The 16,505-nt window shown below is 67.1% G+C and carries 15 protein-coding genes; 3 read left to right on the forward strand and 12 right to left on the reverse strand.

Annotated elements, in window-relative coordinates:
- Nucleotides 1-2 precede the first annotated feature (2 nt).
- The 4 genes from AB0M22_RS38300 to AB0M22_RS38315 form a co-directional block, all read right to left on the reverse strand.
- Nucleotides 3-1,331: a MupA/Atu3671 family FMN-dependent luciferase-like monooxygenase gene (locus AB0M22_RS38300; protein WP_364737356.1), complete on the reverse strand. Its 1,329-nt coding sequence runs from the start codon at nt 1,329-1,331 to the stop codon at nt 3-5.
- The gene (locus tag AB0M22_RS38305; RefSeq protein ID WP_364737358.1) at nt 1,328-3,025 is read right to left on the reverse strand and encodes a fatty acyl-AMP ligase; all 1,698 of its coding nucleotides are present in this window, start codon (nt 3,023-3,025) and stop codon (nt 1,328-1,330) included. Before AB0M22_RS38305 ends, AB0M22_RS38300 begins: the two co-directional genes overlap by 4 nt.
- Before the next feature lie 857 nt (nt 3,026-3,882).
- Nucleotides 3,883-4,299, reverse strand: coding sequence for a hypothetical protein (locus AB0M22_RS38310; RefSeq protein WP_364737360.1), 417 nt, complete (start codon nt 4,297-4,299; stop codon nt 3,883-3,885).
- Between the two features lie 201 nt (nt 4,300-4,500).
- Nucleotides 4,501-4,773: a hypothetical protein gene (locus tag AB0M22_RS38315; protein WP_364737512.1), complete on the reverse strand. Its 273-nt coding sequence runs from the start codon at nt 4,771-4,773 to the stop codon at nt 4,501-4,503.
- On the opposite strand from AB0M22_RS38315, the gene AB0M22_RS38320 reads away from it, so the two are divergent.
- The 3 genes from AB0M22_RS38320 to AB0M22_RS38330 all read left to right on the forward strand — a co-directional run bounded on the left by AB0M22_RS38320 (nt 4,669) and on the right by AB0M22_RS38330 (nt 8,225).
- Nucleotides 4,669-5,640, forward strand: coding sequence for a 2OG-Fe(II) oxygenase family protein (locus AB0M22_RS38320; protein ID WP_364737508.1), 972 nt, complete (start codon nt 4,669-4,671; stop codon nt 5,638-5,640). The two genes, AB0M22_RS38315 and AB0M22_RS38320, sit on opposite strands and share 105 nt — an antisense overlap.
- Before the next feature lie 129 nt (nt 5,641-5,769).
- Nucleotides 5,770-7,278 (forward strand): MFS transporter, encoded by a 1,509-nt coding sequence (locus AB0M22_RS38325; protein WP_364737362.1) that lies wholly within the window; start codon nt 5,770-5,772, stop codon nt 7,276-7,278.
- Entirely contained in the window at nt 7,275-8,225 is a 951-nt protein-coding gene (locus AB0M22_RS38330; RefSeq protein WP_364737364.1) for an LLM class flavin-dependent oxidoreductase, read from the forward strand. Before AB0M22_RS38325 ends, AB0M22_RS38330 begins: the two co-directional genes overlap by 4 nt.
- A 12-nt stretch (nt 8,226-8,237) precedes the next feature.
- Here the strand turns inward: AB0M22_RS38330 and AB0M22_RS38335 are convergent, their stop codons facing one another.
- The 8 genes from AB0M22_RS38335 to AB0M22_RS38370 all read right to left on the reverse strand — a co-directional run bounded on the left by AB0M22_RS38335 (nt 8,238) and on the right by AB0M22_RS38370 (nt 16,483).
- Nucleotides 8,238-9,257, reverse strand: coding sequence for an iron-siderophore ABC transporter substrate-binding protein (locus tag AB0M22_RS38335; protein ID WP_364737366.1), 1,020 nt, complete (start codon nt 9,255-9,257; stop codon nt 8,238-8,240).
- Nucleotides 9,258-9,272: 15 nt separating this feature from the next.
- Nucleotides 9,273-10,094 (reverse strand): ABC transporter ATP-binding protein, encoded by an 822-nt coding sequence (locus AB0M22_RS38340; RefSeq protein ID WP_364737368.1) that lies wholly within the window; start codon nt 10,092-10,094, stop codon nt 9,273-9,275.
- A 30-nt stretch (nt 10,095-10,124) separates the two neighbouring features.
- Nucleotides 10,125-11,165 (reverse strand): iron chelate uptake ABC transporter family permease subunit, encoded by a 1,041-nt coding sequence (locus AB0M22_RS38345; RefSeq protein ID WP_364737370.1) that lies wholly within the window; start codon nt 11,163-11,165, stop codon nt 10,125-10,127.
- Nucleotides 11,162-12,178: an iron chelate uptake ABC transporter family permease subunit gene (locus AB0M22_RS38350; protein WP_364737372.1), complete on the reverse strand. Its 1,017-nt coding sequence runs from the start codon at nt 12,176-12,178 to the stop codon at nt 11,162-11,164. The genes AB0M22_RS38345 and AB0M22_RS38350 overlap by 4 nt, the downstream gene beginning before the upstream one ends.
- 120 nt (nt 12,179-12,298) lie before the next feature.
- On the reverse strand, nt 12,299-12,877 hold the full coding sequence (locus AB0M22_RS38355; RefSeq protein WP_364737374.1) for a hypothetical protein: 579 nt from the start codon (nt 12,875-12,877) through the stop codon (nt 12,299-12,301).
- Nucleotides 12,878-12,942: 65 nt separating this feature from the next.
- Nucleotides 12,943-14,613, reverse strand: coding sequence for an ABC transporter ATP-binding protein (locus tag AB0M22_RS38360; protein WP_364737376.1), 1,671 nt, complete (start codon nt 14,611-14,613; stop codon nt 12,943-12,945).
- On the reverse strand, nt 14,610-15,476 hold the full coding sequence (locus AB0M22_RS38365; protein ID WP_364737378.1) for an ABC transporter permease: 867 nt from the start codon (nt 15,474-15,476) through the stop codon (nt 14,610-14,612). The genes AB0M22_RS38360 and AB0M22_RS38365 overlap by 4 nt, the downstream gene beginning before the upstream one ends.
- Nucleotides 15,473-16,483: an ABC transporter permease gene (locus AB0M22_RS38370; RefSeq protein ID WP_364737380.1), complete on the reverse strand. Its 1,011-nt coding sequence runs from the start codon at nt 16,481-16,483 to the stop codon at nt 15,473-15,475. Before AB0M22_RS38370 ends, AB0M22_RS38365 begins: the two co-directional genes overlap by 4 nt.
- Nucleotides 16,484-16,505 lie beyond the last annotated feature (22 nt).

Raw genomic sequence — 16,505 nt, forward strand, 5'->3', positions numbered from 1 at the left:
GCTCAAAGAGAACGTGCTTTGTTCGCGAGGGTGGCCAGCGATTCGAGGCCGTCGAGCACGGTCGACTCGGCGACGCCGAAGTCGATGAGGCAGGCGATCTCGTCGGCGCCCGCCCGATGCAGGCTTTCGACCATCGGCAGCGCCGAATCCGGGGTGCCGAACAGCCCGTTGGTCCGGTAGTACCGTTCGAAAGCGAAGTCCAGCACCTTGTTTCGCGACCGGTCGGCCAACCCGTCGAGGGCCTCCGCGCCACGGCGCCACAGATCGACGGAATCGGCGAGGTAGCGCTTGAACGGTCCCTGCACTGTCTGCCGCACGGCGGCGTCGTCGTCGCCGACGAAGGTGTGCAGCATGACCGTGACCTTTCCGCCGTCGGCGTCGTGGCCGTGCCGGGCGCGGGCCTTGCGATAGGCGGTGATCTTGTCCGCCAGTTCGTCGACACTCTGAAAGAGCAAGGCGGTCAGCACATTAACGCCGAGCTCTCCGGCCATCTCGAAGCGCTCCACGCCGCCGCTGCACGTCACCCAGGCGGCCAGGTCCGGCTGGATCGGGGTGGGGAAAATGCGCACCGATCGCGATTCACCGACACCGTTCGGCAGCGCGACCGACTCACCCCGCCACAGCTGCTGAACCGTGCTCATACCGGCGCGCATGACCTCGACCCGAGTGCGGTAATTCTGTTGTGCCAGCACGAAATCGTCGGGGTTCCAGCCCGTGGCGAAGGCGACATCGACCCGGCCGTCGGACAGATTGTCGACCACCGACCAGTCCTCGGCGACCCGGACCGGGTTGTGCAGCGGCAGTACGACACTGCCCGCCCGGATCCGCACCCGCTGGGTGATGGCCGCCAGCGCCGCGCCGAGGACGGCGGGATTCGGGTACAGCCCGCCGAACTTGTGGAAATGCCGCTCCGGCAACCAGATCGAGGTGAAGTCGTGCGTGTCGGCGAAGCGGGCGCTGTCGAACAGCAGGCGATAACGCTGGGCGCCGGTTTGCTGTGCGTCGCTGGCGAAGAAGAACAGGCTGAACTCGAGGCCCGCGCCGACCGGGCAGGACTGCGCCGGCGAGCCGACGACCTGGGCACCGGGTGCGCGGTGTTTGGCGACCTCGTCGGCCAGATCGGCGACGCACATGCCGCCGTAGATGTCCTCGGCGGACACCTCGAGGCCGAATCGATCCTCGAGGATCGTCAGCAGTTCGGCGGCTTTGACCGAGTCGAGGCCGAGCGCGGTGAGTGGTGTTCGGGGGTCGACGGATTCGAGCCCTAGGCGCTGTCGCGCCCATTCCAGGAAGAATGCCGTGGTGTCGGCGTCGCCCTGCGGCTCGGTCATATGGCCCTCGATTCGGACTCGTTGGCGTACAAGTGGCGTAGGTGCGATCGGCGGATCTTGCCGCTGGTCGTTTTCAGCACCTTGCCCTTGTCCACGAAGATCACTCGATGCAGTGCTACGGCGTGATCCCGGCTGACCGCGGATCTGATCGACGCCTCCAGGGCGGCGACGCTGTCGTCCGCGATTTCGTCGTCGAGTTCTTGCACGACGATCAACCGCTCTTCGCCGTTTATCTCGGCCGACAATGCGGCGCAGCCGCCGCGGCGAAGACTCGGGTGCGTGGATTCGATACTCCACTCGATGTCCTGCGGGAACAGGTTTCGCCCGTTGATGATCATGACTTCTTTGAGCCGTCCGCAGACGAACAGATGCTCGTCGACCATGAATCCGAGATCGCCGGTACGCAGATAGGGTGTTCCTTCCTCATCGGCGATCTCTGCCGCGAATGTCCCCCTGCTCTCCTCGGGTTTGTTCCAGTAACCCGAAGTGACGCTCGGTCCGGACAGCCAGATTTCGCCGACCCGGCCCGGATCCGCGCGTCGAAGTGTCTCGGGATCGATCAGCGCCGCGGTTCCCGCGCCGACCCGCCCCAGGTCGACCAATTCCCGGCCGTTCGGCTGTTCCACGACAAGACCCTTTTCCAGGTCGCCGCTCGCAAACGAACTCGTGCGCAGGCCCGAGCCGACCGGTCCCCCACTCACATACAGCGTCGCCTCGGCGAGGCCGTAGCCGGGAAAGAAACTCTCCCGGCGGAATCCGCTCACGTCGAACTTGTCGGCGAATTTTCGCAAGACGATCGGGTTCACCGGTTCGGCGCCGACGAACGCGACGTCCCATTGCGACAGATCCAGCTGCTCGGCATCCGCGCGCGACACTCGCTCGGCGCAGATTCCGTAGGCCAGATTCGGGCCGCCCGCAGTGGTATTCGTGTGCTCCGAAATCGCGCGCAACCAGATGAGCGGATCACGCAGGAAGGTCAGTGGGGACATGAGCGTCACCGGGTAGCCGGCGAATAGTGGCGAAAGAATTCCCAGGATCATGCCCATGTCGTGCGACGGCGGCAGCCAATGCACGGCCGAGCTGTGCTCGGTGTGTCCGAAGGCGCGACGTTGGCATTCGAGGTTGTGCATGAGGTTGCGGTGGCGCACCACAACGCCTTTCGGGCTTCCGGTGGAGCCCGAGGTGTATTGCAGGTGGGCTACGTCGTCGGCCGAGGGCAGCGGCGTGTCGAGCGGCCGCCGGGAACTACCGCAGTCGGTGGCCGCGCTGTCGATGATCTTCTCGTCGGGCCAACCGAGCAGGTCACGCGCCACCGCCGCGGCCGACTGCGGCGCGATGACGGCCACTGCACCGCTGTCGTGCGCGATCGCCGCCACGGTCTCGGAATGTCGTTGCGAGGTCGGCACATACAGGGGTACGGCGACGCGGCGGCTCAGCAGGCAGGCGAAGAATGCGTGCACCATGTCGGGGCCCGGTGGGCAGAGCAGCAGGATTCGATCGCCCGGCGCGCTGATTTCCTGCAACCGGCTCGCCAAGCCGACCACGCGGCCCAGCAGGACCGCATAATCCTCGACCTCGCGGTTGCCGCGGCCGTCGAGAAACGTGTAGCCGACGCGCGTGGGTTGCTCGGCGGCGCGACTCACCAAGATGTCCGCCAGAGTCGACGGGCGCCCCGATAATTGTTCGTAACTCATCGACCTTCGACCTCCCAATTCAGCTATAGCTACACTGGACGAACGACTTTCAGGCCTGCATAAGACGCCCGGTAGCGAGTACTGACCGCTCCGCGCGCTGCACATCCTTGCACAGATCCGAGCGACCGAGCTGCGGCCGAACTCCGGTCTGTCGAAAGGCCTCTCCGCGCAGAAGTTCGGCGGATCGGTGCGCGTCCGCATCACCAAGCGATTGCTTCTGGCAATGCCCGGTTGCCCATTCGGCAATTGGACTGTTGACCATATCCGCCGGACCGCAACACCGAGCCGAGCCGACCGGCAGTCGAATGTCGCTGCCTCCGACGTCGAAAGCCATTACACCACTGGGGATTACCTGCTCCTCGCGCACTCGATTCCGATCGGTCGAAAATCTCGGAAAACGTCTCGTCAGCGGCACGATAGGACAGTCGGACGGATCGAACTGAGACGTGTCACTGTTCTCCTTTCAGCGTGCGGCGCGACGGCAGTGGTCGAGTGTTCCTCCTAGTTCGTCGCCGCGAGTGTCGCGGATGGGTCGAGGTTTATGTCGAATCCACAAAGGTGGGAGGAGGGCGCCGACCCGGCCGGTATGCACATATCGGTGACATTGACCCGCCTGGTCCATGCGTGTCGTCGTTGCTGTTATCCGATTGTTGCCGAGGAGTCGGCGGTGATTCCGCCATTTCTATTTCCACCTCGAACCGCTGAACTCGAATGTCCATGAACCGATACACGACAACTGGGGAGCCGCTCGGCCCGCCTCCAGGCCGCGCGGTCTCCCCAGTTTTCTTATGGCACAAAGGATATCGCCTTGCAATTTGCTGGCGTGTCTCGAATCGACTCGGGGCCAGGCGATCTCGTCAGACGATCCGGACGTTCAGCGTGTAGGAGGCGTCGTGTTCCGGCGAGGTGAGCGTCACGTGGTACTTGCCCGTCTGCGGGAGGCGGATCTGGCTCGAGGTGTTGTCGCGGCAGATCACCTGGCCGTCGGGGGCCGCGATGTCGAAGCGGGCGGTGCCGGACGCGGAGGTGTAGTGCGAGATCAGGTCGGTGGTCATCTGCTGGCCGGCGCGTGCGTCGATCACCCAGATATCGGTGTAACCACGGTTGAGGTAGCCGGTCACGGTGCCATGGTCGGCGCCGGGCGCGAACTTGACCTCGGCGTAGACCCCGCTGGCGTTCGCGACGCCCGCACCCGCCGAGACGGCGAAGAACGCCGCCGCGATCGCGACCATGGCGAAGGCCACTTTCCGGAAGGTGGTGAGACAGACAGTCATGATGTTCCCGTTTCTCGCTGCATTGAAAGGCGTTACGCCACAAAGCTTGCGACCCGGCACTCAGCAAGATCTATCGGTCCACCAACGACCCGAGTGGGCGACTCCTGCCAGGCCGAAAGACGCACCCAGCCCGCCCGCTGGAGCGCCCGATCGACACAGGTGCACGTTCTGCGTATCAGGCGGGTTCCGCCGCGGAAGTTCTCAGCGCGTGGTCACCCCGTTATGGAGTAAATCTTCGGCGGACTGCCCATTGGACGGCCGTTCGTTGTCGAGCTTCCGATACTCGATGCCTACCTGCCCGTATTTCCAGATAGGACAACGACATTGAGCAAGCAGGATGGTGTGACGGTGGTTGAGGGGTTTGTTCCGGTGATCGATCTTTCGTGTGCGGACAGCGATGCGGGGCGGCGGGCTGTTGCCGAGGCGATCGGGGTTGCCTGTGCCGGTTCGGGGTTCTTCACTGTCGTCGGGCATGGGGTTCCGACGGGACTCATCGATCGGATGCGTGGGACGAATCGGGAGTTCTTTTCGCTGCCGGATGCGGCGAAAGATACTGTGGCGCATCGGCCCGGGGTGTCGGGGTTTCGGCGGATGGCGGGGTCCACGGCGCACAGTCTGGACAAGCAGACGCCGCCTGATCTGTGCGAGGTCTTTTCGGCACATGTGACCGGGGAGCTGAGCGACCAGGAGCGTGCGGGGCTCGGAAATCATTGGGCCTCATGGAAGTTGGCCAATGTTTGGCCGACCACGCCGGCGGACTTCGCGGACACCTGGCATGAATACATGGCGGCACTGACGCGGTTGGCCGGCGGCCTCATGCGACTGTTCGCGCTGGCGTTGGAGCTCGACGAGACCTTCTTCGACGGGATCTTCGACCGCCATGTCTCATCGGTGGCCGTCAACTACTACTTCCCGCAACGCGAAGCGCCGCTGCCCGGTCAGCTGCGCCGCGGCGAACACACCGATTGGGGCAGCCTGACCATCCTCTATCAGGACACCGATATCGGCGGGCTCCAGGTTCGGCACGGTGCCGGTGAATGGCGGGATGTCCCAAGCATTCCCGGCGGATTCATCGTCAATATCGGCGACCTGATGTCGCTGTGGACGGGAGGTCGGTGGGTCTCGACCATGCATCGAGTGATCAACCCCGAACGCGGCAGCAGCTCTTCGCGCCTGTCGATCCCGTTCTTCTACCTCCCCAACCACGACGCGGCCATCGACCCGATCGGCTCCTTCGCCGGCGGGGACGCGCAACAGCACTTCGGCGCGACCACCGCGGGCGAATGGATCTCGCGAAAGATGCAGAAGACCTTCGCGGCCGACCCGCGGGACTACCCCTAACTTACTCTTAAATTATGGCACGTCAGACGGCGGTATGTACCGTCAAATGACGGCATATCAAGTGCCTCCCGAGACCAGGTCGGGTGCTGTCCACCCAGGTGGCACCGGCTTTTCGCGATGGAGTGCGTGATGACAACATTCAGTCGGCAGGAACTGGTGGAGGTGATCCGCCGGACCGTCGCGCCCGGTCACGAGCAGGTGGAGCTCTCGACCGTGATCTCCGCTCGCTGGCGCGGGCGCGGCACGCCCCCGCCGCGGGCACCGTCGAGGTGGATACTGGTCGCGCTGTGCCTCGGCTTCTCCCTGGTCACCTTCGGCAACACCATCGTCACGGTGGGTTTGTCGCAGATGCAGTTGCAGCTCGGTATCGGTCCCGGTCTGGCGTCGTGGATCGTCGACTCCTACCTCCTGGCTTGCACGGCATTGCTGCTCACCGGCGGCGCACTCGCCGACCGGTGGGGCGCCCGGCGGGTGTATCAGATCGGGGCCGGGCTGGTTGCCATGGGATCGGTGCTGTGCGCGGTCGCAGACTCGGGGGGACTGCTCATCGCCGGCCGGGTGTTGCAGGGCGTCGGCGCGGCGGCGATCGTGCCCGGGTCGCTGTCGTTGCTCAAAGCCAATTGCCAGGACGGCCGCCGCCGGGCTCGCGCGATCGTCATCTGGGCGACGGCCGGGAGCACCGCAGCCGTGGCGGGGATGGTGTTCAGCGGGGTGCTCGTCGCTGCCTTCGGCTGGCGCAGTCTGTTCTGGGCAAACCTGGTCTCGGCCCTCGGCACGCTGATCCTCGCCGGACGATTCCTGCGCGAGACCCTGACCGTGCACAACCGCCTGAATCTGTTGAGCCAGACCGTGTTCCTGGCGGCGCTGACGGCCTTCGTGGCGGGAGTGATCCAAGCGGGCGCGGTACCGCACTCGGCAGCGGGGCCGGTGCTCATCGCGGTCGGCGTGTTGCTCGCCGCGGCATTCATCGCGGTCGAACGTCGCTACCCCAACCCCGCGCTGCAACTGTCCCTGCTGCGTCATCCGGAGGCGCGCGCCACCGCGGTGGTGGCGTTCGTGGTCAACTTCGGTTTCTACGGGCAGCTCTTTCTGCTGGCCGGATATCTCCAACGGATCGAGGGGTTCTCGCCCTGGCAAACCAGCGTGATGATCACGGTGGAGGCCGCCGGGGCGGTGTTCGGTTCGCGGTGCGGCGGTTGGATCGCCCGGCGATCGTCGAATAGCACCGCCATGCTGACCGGCCTGCTGATGATCGCGGGCGCATTGCTCACCATGGCGGCCGGCGTGTGGTCGCATGCGCTGTGGCTGGTCGCAGGGGCCTCGTTCTTCGTCGGTCTAGGCCTCGACGCCGCGATCGCGTCGGCGACCGCGGACCTGCTCCGCGTCGCCGCCGCCGGCCACGCCGGGGCGGCAGCGGCGCTGCTGACCATGGCCCGGCAGATCGGCAGCGTGCTCGGCGTGGCCGTGCTGGGCGCGGCCGCGGCGGGCCCGTCGGCGAGCGGATTCTTCCGCGCGCTGATCATTGCCGCGCTGGGTTGCGCGGGGGCCGCATACCTCGTCCGGCAGGCGCGAAAACCGGATCCCGTCGCCGGCTCGGCAACCCGCACACAACCTCCGGAAAGCACAGGTGCGCAATGAAGACATCGATTCGCCTCGACAACGACCTGTCCTACGCGGAACTCCTGCGGCTGGCCACGGCCGCCGAAGCGGCAGGCGTGGACCAACTCTGGATATCGCACGACCTGCTGCTGCGCTCCGCTCCGGTGCTGATCGGAGCGCTCGCCGCGCGCACCGACCGCATCCAGCTCGGTATCGGCATCATGAACCCGTACACGGTGCACACCACCGAGATCGCGATGGCGGCGGCCACCGCCCAGGAGATCTCCGGCGGCCGGTTCGCCCTCGGCGTCGGCGCCGGGGCGACCGACTTCCTCGGCTGGGCCGGTTTGCCACGACGCCGGCCGATGACGACGGTGCGGCAATCGGTGACCGCCCTGCGCGCCCTGCTCGGGCACTCCGACATCGCCGAAGACGAGCTACCGGACTGGTGGGACGAGTCGAGCCGGCTGCGCTTCCCGCTGACCAGCCCGGTGCCGGTGTACGTCGGCGCGACGGGACCGCAGATGCGGCGGCTGGCCGGTCAGGTCGCCGACGGCGTGCTCCCCCTGCTGCCTCGTCCGGAGCTGTTCGGCCAGATCAGTGACGACGTCCGCGCGGGTCTGCACGAGGCAGGCCGCGCGGACGTGGAATTCGATCTGCCGGCGTGCATCTGGGTATCCGTCTCCCCGGATCACCCGGCCGCGGCGGGTCTGCAACCCTCCGACTTCGAGGCAGCCGAAAGATACGCTCGCGCAGGGGATCTCGGACGAGCCGCGCAGTTTGTAGATGACCGCATGCGGGGTTTGGCCGTCGTCGGGTCGGCCGAAGAGGTGATCGAGGGTTGCCTCCAGCTGCACCGGCTCGGCGCCCGGCACATTTCCTTCGGTCCGCCGCTCGGCCCCAATCCCCTTCGGGCCCTTGCCGAACTCGGGCGTTCGGTCATCCCCGCACTGCGTTCGGCCACCCCGGCACTGCGTTTGGTGTGATCGGTCAGCGCCTCAGGCGAGGAACTTGCCGAGGTCGTCGAGGACGCGCATCGCGCCGATCGGGCCGAGGCCGAGGAACCAGACCTCGTCGTCGACCGCGATGGCGTGGCCGGCCTTGACCGCGCTGGAGTTGCGCCAGATCGGGCCGGCGGTCACGGCTTTCTGGTCCGGGGAGACCTCGGCGCCGTAGCTGGAGTAGAAGATCCAGTCGGCGGCGGCCTGGTCGATGTTCTCCTTCGAGACCTCTACCGCGAGTTCGTTGACGTTCTGATTCGCCGGGCGCGGCAGGCCGACGTCGGTGAGGATGACGCCGATGAAGGACTTGTTGCCGTACAGGCGGATGTTGCCGCTCATGAAGCGGACGAGCGAAATCGTCGGTGCGCCAGGCAGTTTGGCCTTCACCTGATTGGCCTTGGTCTGATAGTCGTTGAGCAGCTTGGTGGCTTGCTCTTCCGCGCCGAGCGCGGCGCCGACCAGCAGGAAGTTCTCTTTCCACGGGAAGCCGGGGCGGATGGAGAACACGGTCGGCGCGATGGCGGACAGCTGCGGGTACAGGTCGTCGACGCGTAACTTGCTGCCCAGGATCAGGTCTGGATTCAGGGCGGCGATCTTCTCGAGGTCGAGGGTGTTGGTCGGACCGACCGTCGCGATGTTCTGCACCCGATCGGCCAGATAGGAGGGCACACCCTGCTGGCCGGCGGTGGTGGCCATGCCGACCGGCGTAAACCCCAGTGCGAGAACGTCGTCCAGCTCGCCGGAGTCGAGAACGACTACCCGCGTGGGCTTTTTCTCGATCCGGGTCTGTCCCATGGCCTGGGTGATCGTGCGCGGGAACACCCCTGGCCCGACGTCGGCCTTGAGTTTGGCGGTCTCGGTATCGGCGGTGGCGAACATCGCGCCACCGGTAGCGACATTCTTGTCGCCGTGACCGGTGTCGCCCGCGCTCGTGGGGGTGGTGGCGGGATCGGACCCGCATGCGGCGAGCAGTGCGGCGGCGGCAACGGCGACCACCGCTTTCGTCCATCGGACCATTGTGTGATTCCTTTCCTAGGACCGGGTGGCGGGCACGGCGGCCCGGCCGGTGCGATGTCGTCCGATCGGAACGACCATCGGAGTGCCGGACACGGGGTCCGGGATGATCTGGGACGGCAGGCCGAAGACGTCCTCGACCAATTCCGCGGTGAGGATGTCCGACGGTGTGCCCTCGCGGGCGATGTCGCCGCCCTTCATGGCGATGAGGTGATCGCCGTAGCGGGCAGCGAGATTGAGGTCGTGCATCACGATCACCACCGTGGTGCCGTCCACCTTGTTGAGGTCCGCGAGCAGGTCGAGCACCTCTACCTGGTGGGCGATGTCGAGGAAGGTGGTCGGCTCGTCGAGCAGCATGATCGGGGTCCGCTGGGCGAGCGCCATGGCGATCCACACCCGCTGGCGCTGGCCGCCGGAGAGTTCGTCGACCGAGCGCGACGCCAATTCGACGGTGTCGGTGACTTGCAATGCGCGCGCCACGGCGGCGTCGTCCTCGGGTGTCCAGCGGCGGAACATGCCCTGATGCGGGTAACGGCCGCGACCGACCAGATCCGCGACCGTGATGCCCTCGGGCGCGACCGGGGACTGCGGCAGCAGGCCGAGCACCCGCGCGACGTCCTTGCTGCGCAACGCGGAGATCTGCTCGTCGCCCAGATAGACCGAGCCGTGGGTGGGTGCGAGCAGCCGGGCCAATCCGCGCAGCAGGGTCGATTTCCCGCACGCGTTGGTGCCGACGATCATCGTCACTTCGCCCTCGGGGATGCGCACGGTGAGGTCGTTCACGATCGTCACCGGTCCATAGCCGAGCCGCAGGTTCTCGGTGCGCAAAGTTGTTGTCACGCTTTTCCTTTCAGACACGCACAGCCCCTGTCAGACTCGTCCGGCGCGGTTGGCCGCGGCGAGCAGCCACAGCAGATACGGTGCGCCGACCGCGCCGGTCACCACGCCGACCGGCAGTGCGGTGCCGAGCAGATGCTGGGCGACGAAATCGGCGGTGAGCGTGACCAGCGCGCCGGTGAGCGCGGCCGGCACCAAGGCGGTGCGGCCGCCGCCGGTCAGCCGGGTGGCGATCGGGTTCGCGACGAAGGCGACGAACGCGATGGGACCGGCCACCGCCGTCGCGAAAGCCACACTGGCGGTGGCGATCAGCAGCAACAGCAGCCGCGAGTACTCCACCCGCAGGCCGAGGCCGGCCGCGACGTCGTCGCCGAGCTGCAATCCGTTGAGCGCGGGGGCGAGCAGGGCGGCCGCGGGGATCAGCACCGCGAGTGCGATCGCCAGCGGCACCACGTGGTGCCAGCTCCGGCCGTTGAGGTTGCCGATCATCCAGACCAGCGCCTGCTGGGCGAGCGCGACGTCGGCCCAGGTCATGAGGTACGAGACGACGCTGGTCAGTACCGCGCCGACACCGACGCCGACCAGGACGAGGCGAAAACCGTTCACCCCGCCGCGGTGCGCGAGGCCGTAGATCACCGCGCCCGTGCCGACCGCGCCGGCGAACGCGGCCAGCGACAACGCCGTGCCGGATATTCCGAAGACGACCAGTGCGGCGACCGCGGCCGCGCTCGCGCCCTGGGACACCCCGATCACATCCGGACTGGCCAGCGGATTTCGGAGCAATCGCTGAAACAGCGTGCCGCCGAGGCCGAATGCGATGCCGACCAGCATGGCCGCGACGGCGCGCGGCAACCGCAGCTGCCTGATCACGAACGCGTCCTGGCCGGTGCCGCCGCCGAAGAGAATGCCCGGAATCTCGTTCAGCGGAACCGAATACGAGCCGACGGTGAGTGTCAGCGCGAACACCACCAGCAGCGTCAGGAACAAGGCGAGCGTCACCAGCCGGGCACGAGTGCTACCGCTGCGTCGGGCGTGCGCGACGGCGGCCAGCGCGGCCGCGTCGACGGCGGTCATGCCTCCACCAGCTTGCGGCGGCGCACGAGCACGACGAGCAGCGGGCCGCCGATGACGGCGGTCACGACACCGACCTGCACCTCGGCGGGCCGGGCGATCACCCGGCCGACCACGTCCGCGACCAGCAGCAGGATCGAGGCGAGCACCGCCGCGTACGGCAGCAGCCAACGGTGATCGGGGCCGGTGATCAGCCGGGCCGCGTGCGGGATCATCAGGCCGACGAAGGCGATGGGTCCGGCGATGGCCGTGGCCGCGCCGCACAGGATGACCACCGCGAGCGCGGCGACCCCGCGGGCCAGCGGCACGTTCTGGCCCAGCGCGCGAGCCACGTCCGGGCCGAGGGCCAGTGCGTTCAACATGCGCGCCGACATCATCGCGAGCAGGACGCCGACCGCGAGGAACGGCAGCGCCTGACCAACGGTCGGCAGGTCACGCTCGGCGAGCGAACCCACCTGCCAGAAGCGGTACTGATCGAAAGTAGTGGTGTCGGTGAGCAACAACCCGCTGGTCACGGACTGCAACGCAGCGGTCACCGCGGCTCCGGCCAGCGCGAGCTTCATCGGGGTGGCGCCGTCACGGCCGAGCGAGCTGACCAGGTACACGACGCCGCCCGCGACCGCGGCACCGGCGAAGCCGAACCACACATAACTGGTCACCGAGCTCAGGCCGAGCACACTGATCCCGAGCACGACGAACAAGGCCGCGCCCGCGTTGACGCCGAGCAGGCCGGGATCGGCGAGCGGGTTTCGCGTCGCGCCCTGGATGATCGAGCCGGCCAAGCCCAGCGCGACGCCGACCAGCACGCCGATTATCGTGCGCGGCAATCGCAGATCGCGCACGACGGCGTGGTCGACGTCTGCGGGGTTGTAGTGGAGCAGCGCGTCGACCACGGTCGGGAAGGCCAATGCGCGCGAGCCGACGGCGATGCTCAGCATCATCGCGAATGCGAGCACTGCGAGTAGCAGCACCAGCCCCATGGCGAGCGGGAGCGTCCTGGTGCGGGCGCGGTCCATCTGTGTCGGTCACCTTCGATAGCAGACTATACGGTTTGCCTACCCTAATTCATGGGTGGTTTGCCGTTCGCCGCCGGTGGGCGGTGCTATCGACGCCGTCGCCGTGGAGAGGCGAACCTGTCAGTTCGGGTCCACTATCTTCCAGATGGCCGACTCGGTGGAGGATTTGCCGTCCCAGGGGTGGTCTTGGAAGTTTTCGTCGGTCAGCAGCGTCCGGTACTTCGGCTTCGCCGCGCCCTGGTTGGTGATGTCCAGCACCGCTGTTCGTGATCCGATCTCGGTGTTCTTGAGTAGATGGGCGACATCGGTGGCGGCCGGGCGTAAGTCGTTCGGACTCGTCGATGCCGCTGCATCGAGATCAATGGTCACCGAGATCATTCCCGGCTGGTCGCGCATATCGACGGTGTCCACCATGAAGAAGCAGGTTCCTGCCGGAAATTGCAACTTCGCGATTTTCGCCGTCAGGTATTTCTCGTCCGCGTTCTGTGCAGGAGACGATGGGCCGTTCGTGCACGCTCCGGCGGTGGTGGTTGTTGTTACAGCCGCTTGGGAGCTAGGCGCCGCCGTTGGTGTTACGAATTCGCCTGACCCACAGGCGGATACGGCGAGCACGGCGGAGATAGCGACCACACTCTTCGAAGCCGAGCGGCGGCGGACAGTCACTCGCGATGCAGGCAGCATCGAGATACCCAGAATCACATCAACCCCCAAGTCAGTCGCCGTTCAGGCGGACGCGACCACCCTCTCTGGTGCTGTTCGGTCTGTCAACTTCCATGGCGCGAAGACGCAGGCTCCGCTCCGGGTAGTTGAGGAACTGACGCCACGAGCCGGCGGGTGTAGTCGTGTTGGGGGGTGGTGAATATTGTGTCTACGTCGCCGGATTCGACTATGTGGCCGCCGCGCATGACTACTACTCGGTCTGCGGCGTGGTGGACTACGCCGAGGTCGTGGGAGATGAGTAGGAGGGCGGTGCCGGAGTGGGCTTGGAGGACGGCTAGTAGGTCGAGGATTTGGGCTTGGACCGAGACGTCCAGGGCGGATACCGGTTCGTCGGCGACGATCAGGGCGGGGCGGGGGGCGATGGCGCGGGCGATGGCTACGCGCTGGCGTTGGCCGCCGGAGAGGGTTCGGGGGTGGCGGTCGAGGAAGGTGCGGCTCAGTTGGACGGCGTCGAGGACTTCGCGTACGCGGGTTGCTCGGGCGCGGCCTCGGATGCCAACTGTGTCAAGGCTTTCGCCGATGATGCGTTCGACGGTGTAGCGGGGGTCGAAGGAGCTGAGTGGGTCTTGAGCGATCAGTTGGGCGGTGCCGCGGTGGCGGCGTAGTTCTTTTTCGGAGTATTCGCTCCATGGTTCGCCGTCGACGACTACGCGGCCGGCGGTCGGCGCGATGAGGCGTAATGCGAGGCGTGCGGTCGTTGTTTTGCCGGAACCCGATTCGCCGACGATGCCGAGGGTTTCGCCGGCGAACAGGTCGAAGTTGACGTTGTCGACCACGGTGCGGGCGGCCGGTCCGGTGCCGTAGGTTTTGCGAAGATCCTGCACGGACAACACGATTCGGGTTTCGTCCACGGTGCGCGGCGGCAGTGGCTTGCGGTCGTGGACGTCGAGGTCGGCGGACGGATCGTCGGGGATGGACAGGGTGGTGCCGCGGGAGTCGGCGGAGGGGACGGCGGCGAGCAAGCGTTTCGTGTAGAGGTGCGTCGGACGGGTCAGGACGTCGCGCGTACTCCCCTGCTCGACGACTGTTCCGTCCTTCATGACCAGCACTCGATCGGCCAGTTCCGCGACCACCGCAAGATCGTGGCTGATCAGCAGGAGCGCGTTGCCCGCGGCTTTGCGCTGCCGCAGCAACTCCAGAATCTGTTGCTGCACAGTGACATCGAGGGCGGTGGTCGGTTCGTCGGCGATGATCAAGCGCGGGTCGCCCGCGATCGCCGTCGCGATCAGCACCCGCTGGCGCAGTCCGCCGGAGAGTTCATGGGGGTACTGGCGCAACCGCCGTTCGGGTTCGGGGACACCGACATCGGTGAGCAGCCGCACGCTGCGCGCGGTGAGCGCCGCCCCCCGCAGGTCGGTCAATGCGCGTTGGGCTTCCGCCAGAGTCGCGCCGATCGTGCACAGCGGATCGAGCGACACGAGCGCGTCTTGGAGGACGAACCCGATGTCGGAGCCGCGTATCCGCCGCCACTGCCGCTCGCGATACGCCCGCGCGTTCTGCCCGAACAGCTCGAGACTGTCCGCGCGGACTACGGCACCGGGTCCGGACAGACCGAGCAGAGCGCGCGCGGTCACCGACTTTCCGGAACCGGATTCGCCGACGAGCGCGACGACTTCGCCCGGCTCGATCCGCAGATCGATGCCGTGCACCACCTCGTGGCTGCCCGCTTTCGCCGGAAACCCGATGCGCAGGTTGGTGATCGAGACCAGGCTCATGATGGCCTCCCGTCATAGTGCCGTTGCCAATGCCGTCCGAGCGAACTCACGGCGATGACGGTGGCGGTGACCGCTACACCGGGCAGTACCGCGATCCACCAGGCGTTGCGCAGATAGTTGCGCCCTTCGGCGAGCATGGCGCCCCATTCTGGTTCGGGCGGTTGGGGTCCCATCCCCAGGAAGCTCAGCCCGGCCGCGCCGAGGATGGCGGTGCCGAGGCCGATGGTCGCGAGGATCGGCACTTGGGCGACCGCGTGCGGCAAGACATGCCGACGGACCAGCGTGGCCCGGGTGAGGCCGAAGGTGCGGGCCTGTTCGACGTACCCGGATTCCTGTACGACGAGGGTCTGCGCGCGCACCACCCGGGCGAACCGGGGAATGGAGGCGATGCCGAGGGCGAAGATCAGGTTCGTGGTTCCGGGCCCGGTGAACGAGATCAGCACCAGCGCGAGCAGCAGATCGGGGAAGGCGGAGACCACGTCGAGAAAGCGCGTGATCAGCTCGTCGAGCAGCCCGCGGGCCAATCCGGACAGCAGGCCGAGCGCGGTGCCGACCACCACCGCGATCGCGACGGCCGTGACCCCGATGAGCAGCGAGTAACGCGCCCCGTGGACCACCCGGGTGAAGACATCGCGACCGAGATGATCGGTGCCGAACCAGTGTTGCGCGCTCGGCGAGAGCTGTGCGGCAAGGGGATCCGCGGCCAGCGGATCGTCGCCGGCCAGCACGGCGGGTGCGATCACCGCAATGGCAACCAGGATCACCGTCAACCCTGCTATGGCGACACCGGGCGGCACTCCGAAATTCCTTGCCCGCGTGGTGATTCGATCGACGGCCGCGCGCGGCACACCGACAGTCGTCATCGTCCCTCTCCCCCTCTGGAATCCCGGCGCAGTCGCGGATCGAGCCACAGATACAGCAGATCGACCAGGGTGCTGATCACCACGTAGACCAACGCGGACAGGATCGCGACCGCGAGCACCACCGGAAGATCCTGTGCCAGTACGGCATCGACGGTCACCCGGCCGAGACCCGGCCTGCCGAACACCTCTTCGATGATCACCGCCCCGCCCAGCAACCCGCCGACCAGCCAGCCGGTCAGGGTCACCGCGGGCAGCGCGGCGTGGCGCAGTCCGTGCCGCAGGCGCAGCTCGGTCTCGCTCACCGACCACGAGCGCACGGTCACCGCGAACGGCTCGTCGAGCGCCCGCTCCAGCCCGTCGCGCAGCACCTGGGAGATGACCGCGCCGAGCGACAGGCCGAGCGCGAACGCGGGCAGCACCAGAGCCGACAGGCCCTTGTTCGCGGCCACCGGAAATATCTTCAACTGAAAGCTGAACACCGACAGCAGCACGATGCCGAGCCAGAACGCGGGCGTCGAGATCAACGCCAGCTCAACCGCATTCGCGACGGCGCGGGCTCGGCGCCGCCGCGCGGTGGTGGTCGCGACGACCACCGCGAACACCACCGCCACCAGCAGCGCGGCCCCGGTGAGCGCCAGCGTCGGCCCGGCCTGCGAGCCGATCACCTCCGACACCGGCCGTTGCAGAACGTAGGAGCGCCCGAAGTCGCCGTGCGCCACGTTCCACAGATACCTGGCGTATTGCACGATCGCGGGACTGTCGAGCCCCCATTCGGCGCGGATGGCCGCCTCGATCTCCGGCGTGCGCGGTTGTTCGCCGAGCAGCACGTCGACCGTGTCGCCCGGCGCGAGCCGCACGCCGATGAAGGACAGGGTGGCCGCGCCCCACAGCACGCCGACACCCGAAACCAACCGCAGCAGTACTCGTTTCGCGATCCGAACCCGCGCATCGGGCGTGCTGTCGTCGGCGACTTCCACCGCCGGCGCGGCGGTGATCTCGAGGGTCATCGACAGCACACCGGTTCGCCGC

Origin of the sequence: Nocardia sp. NPDC051756 (assembly GCF_040681495.1) — a bacterium.
In the GTDB taxonomy this organism is placed as follows: Bacteria; Actinomycetota; Actinomycetes; order Mycobacteriales; family Mycobacteriaceae; genus Nocardia.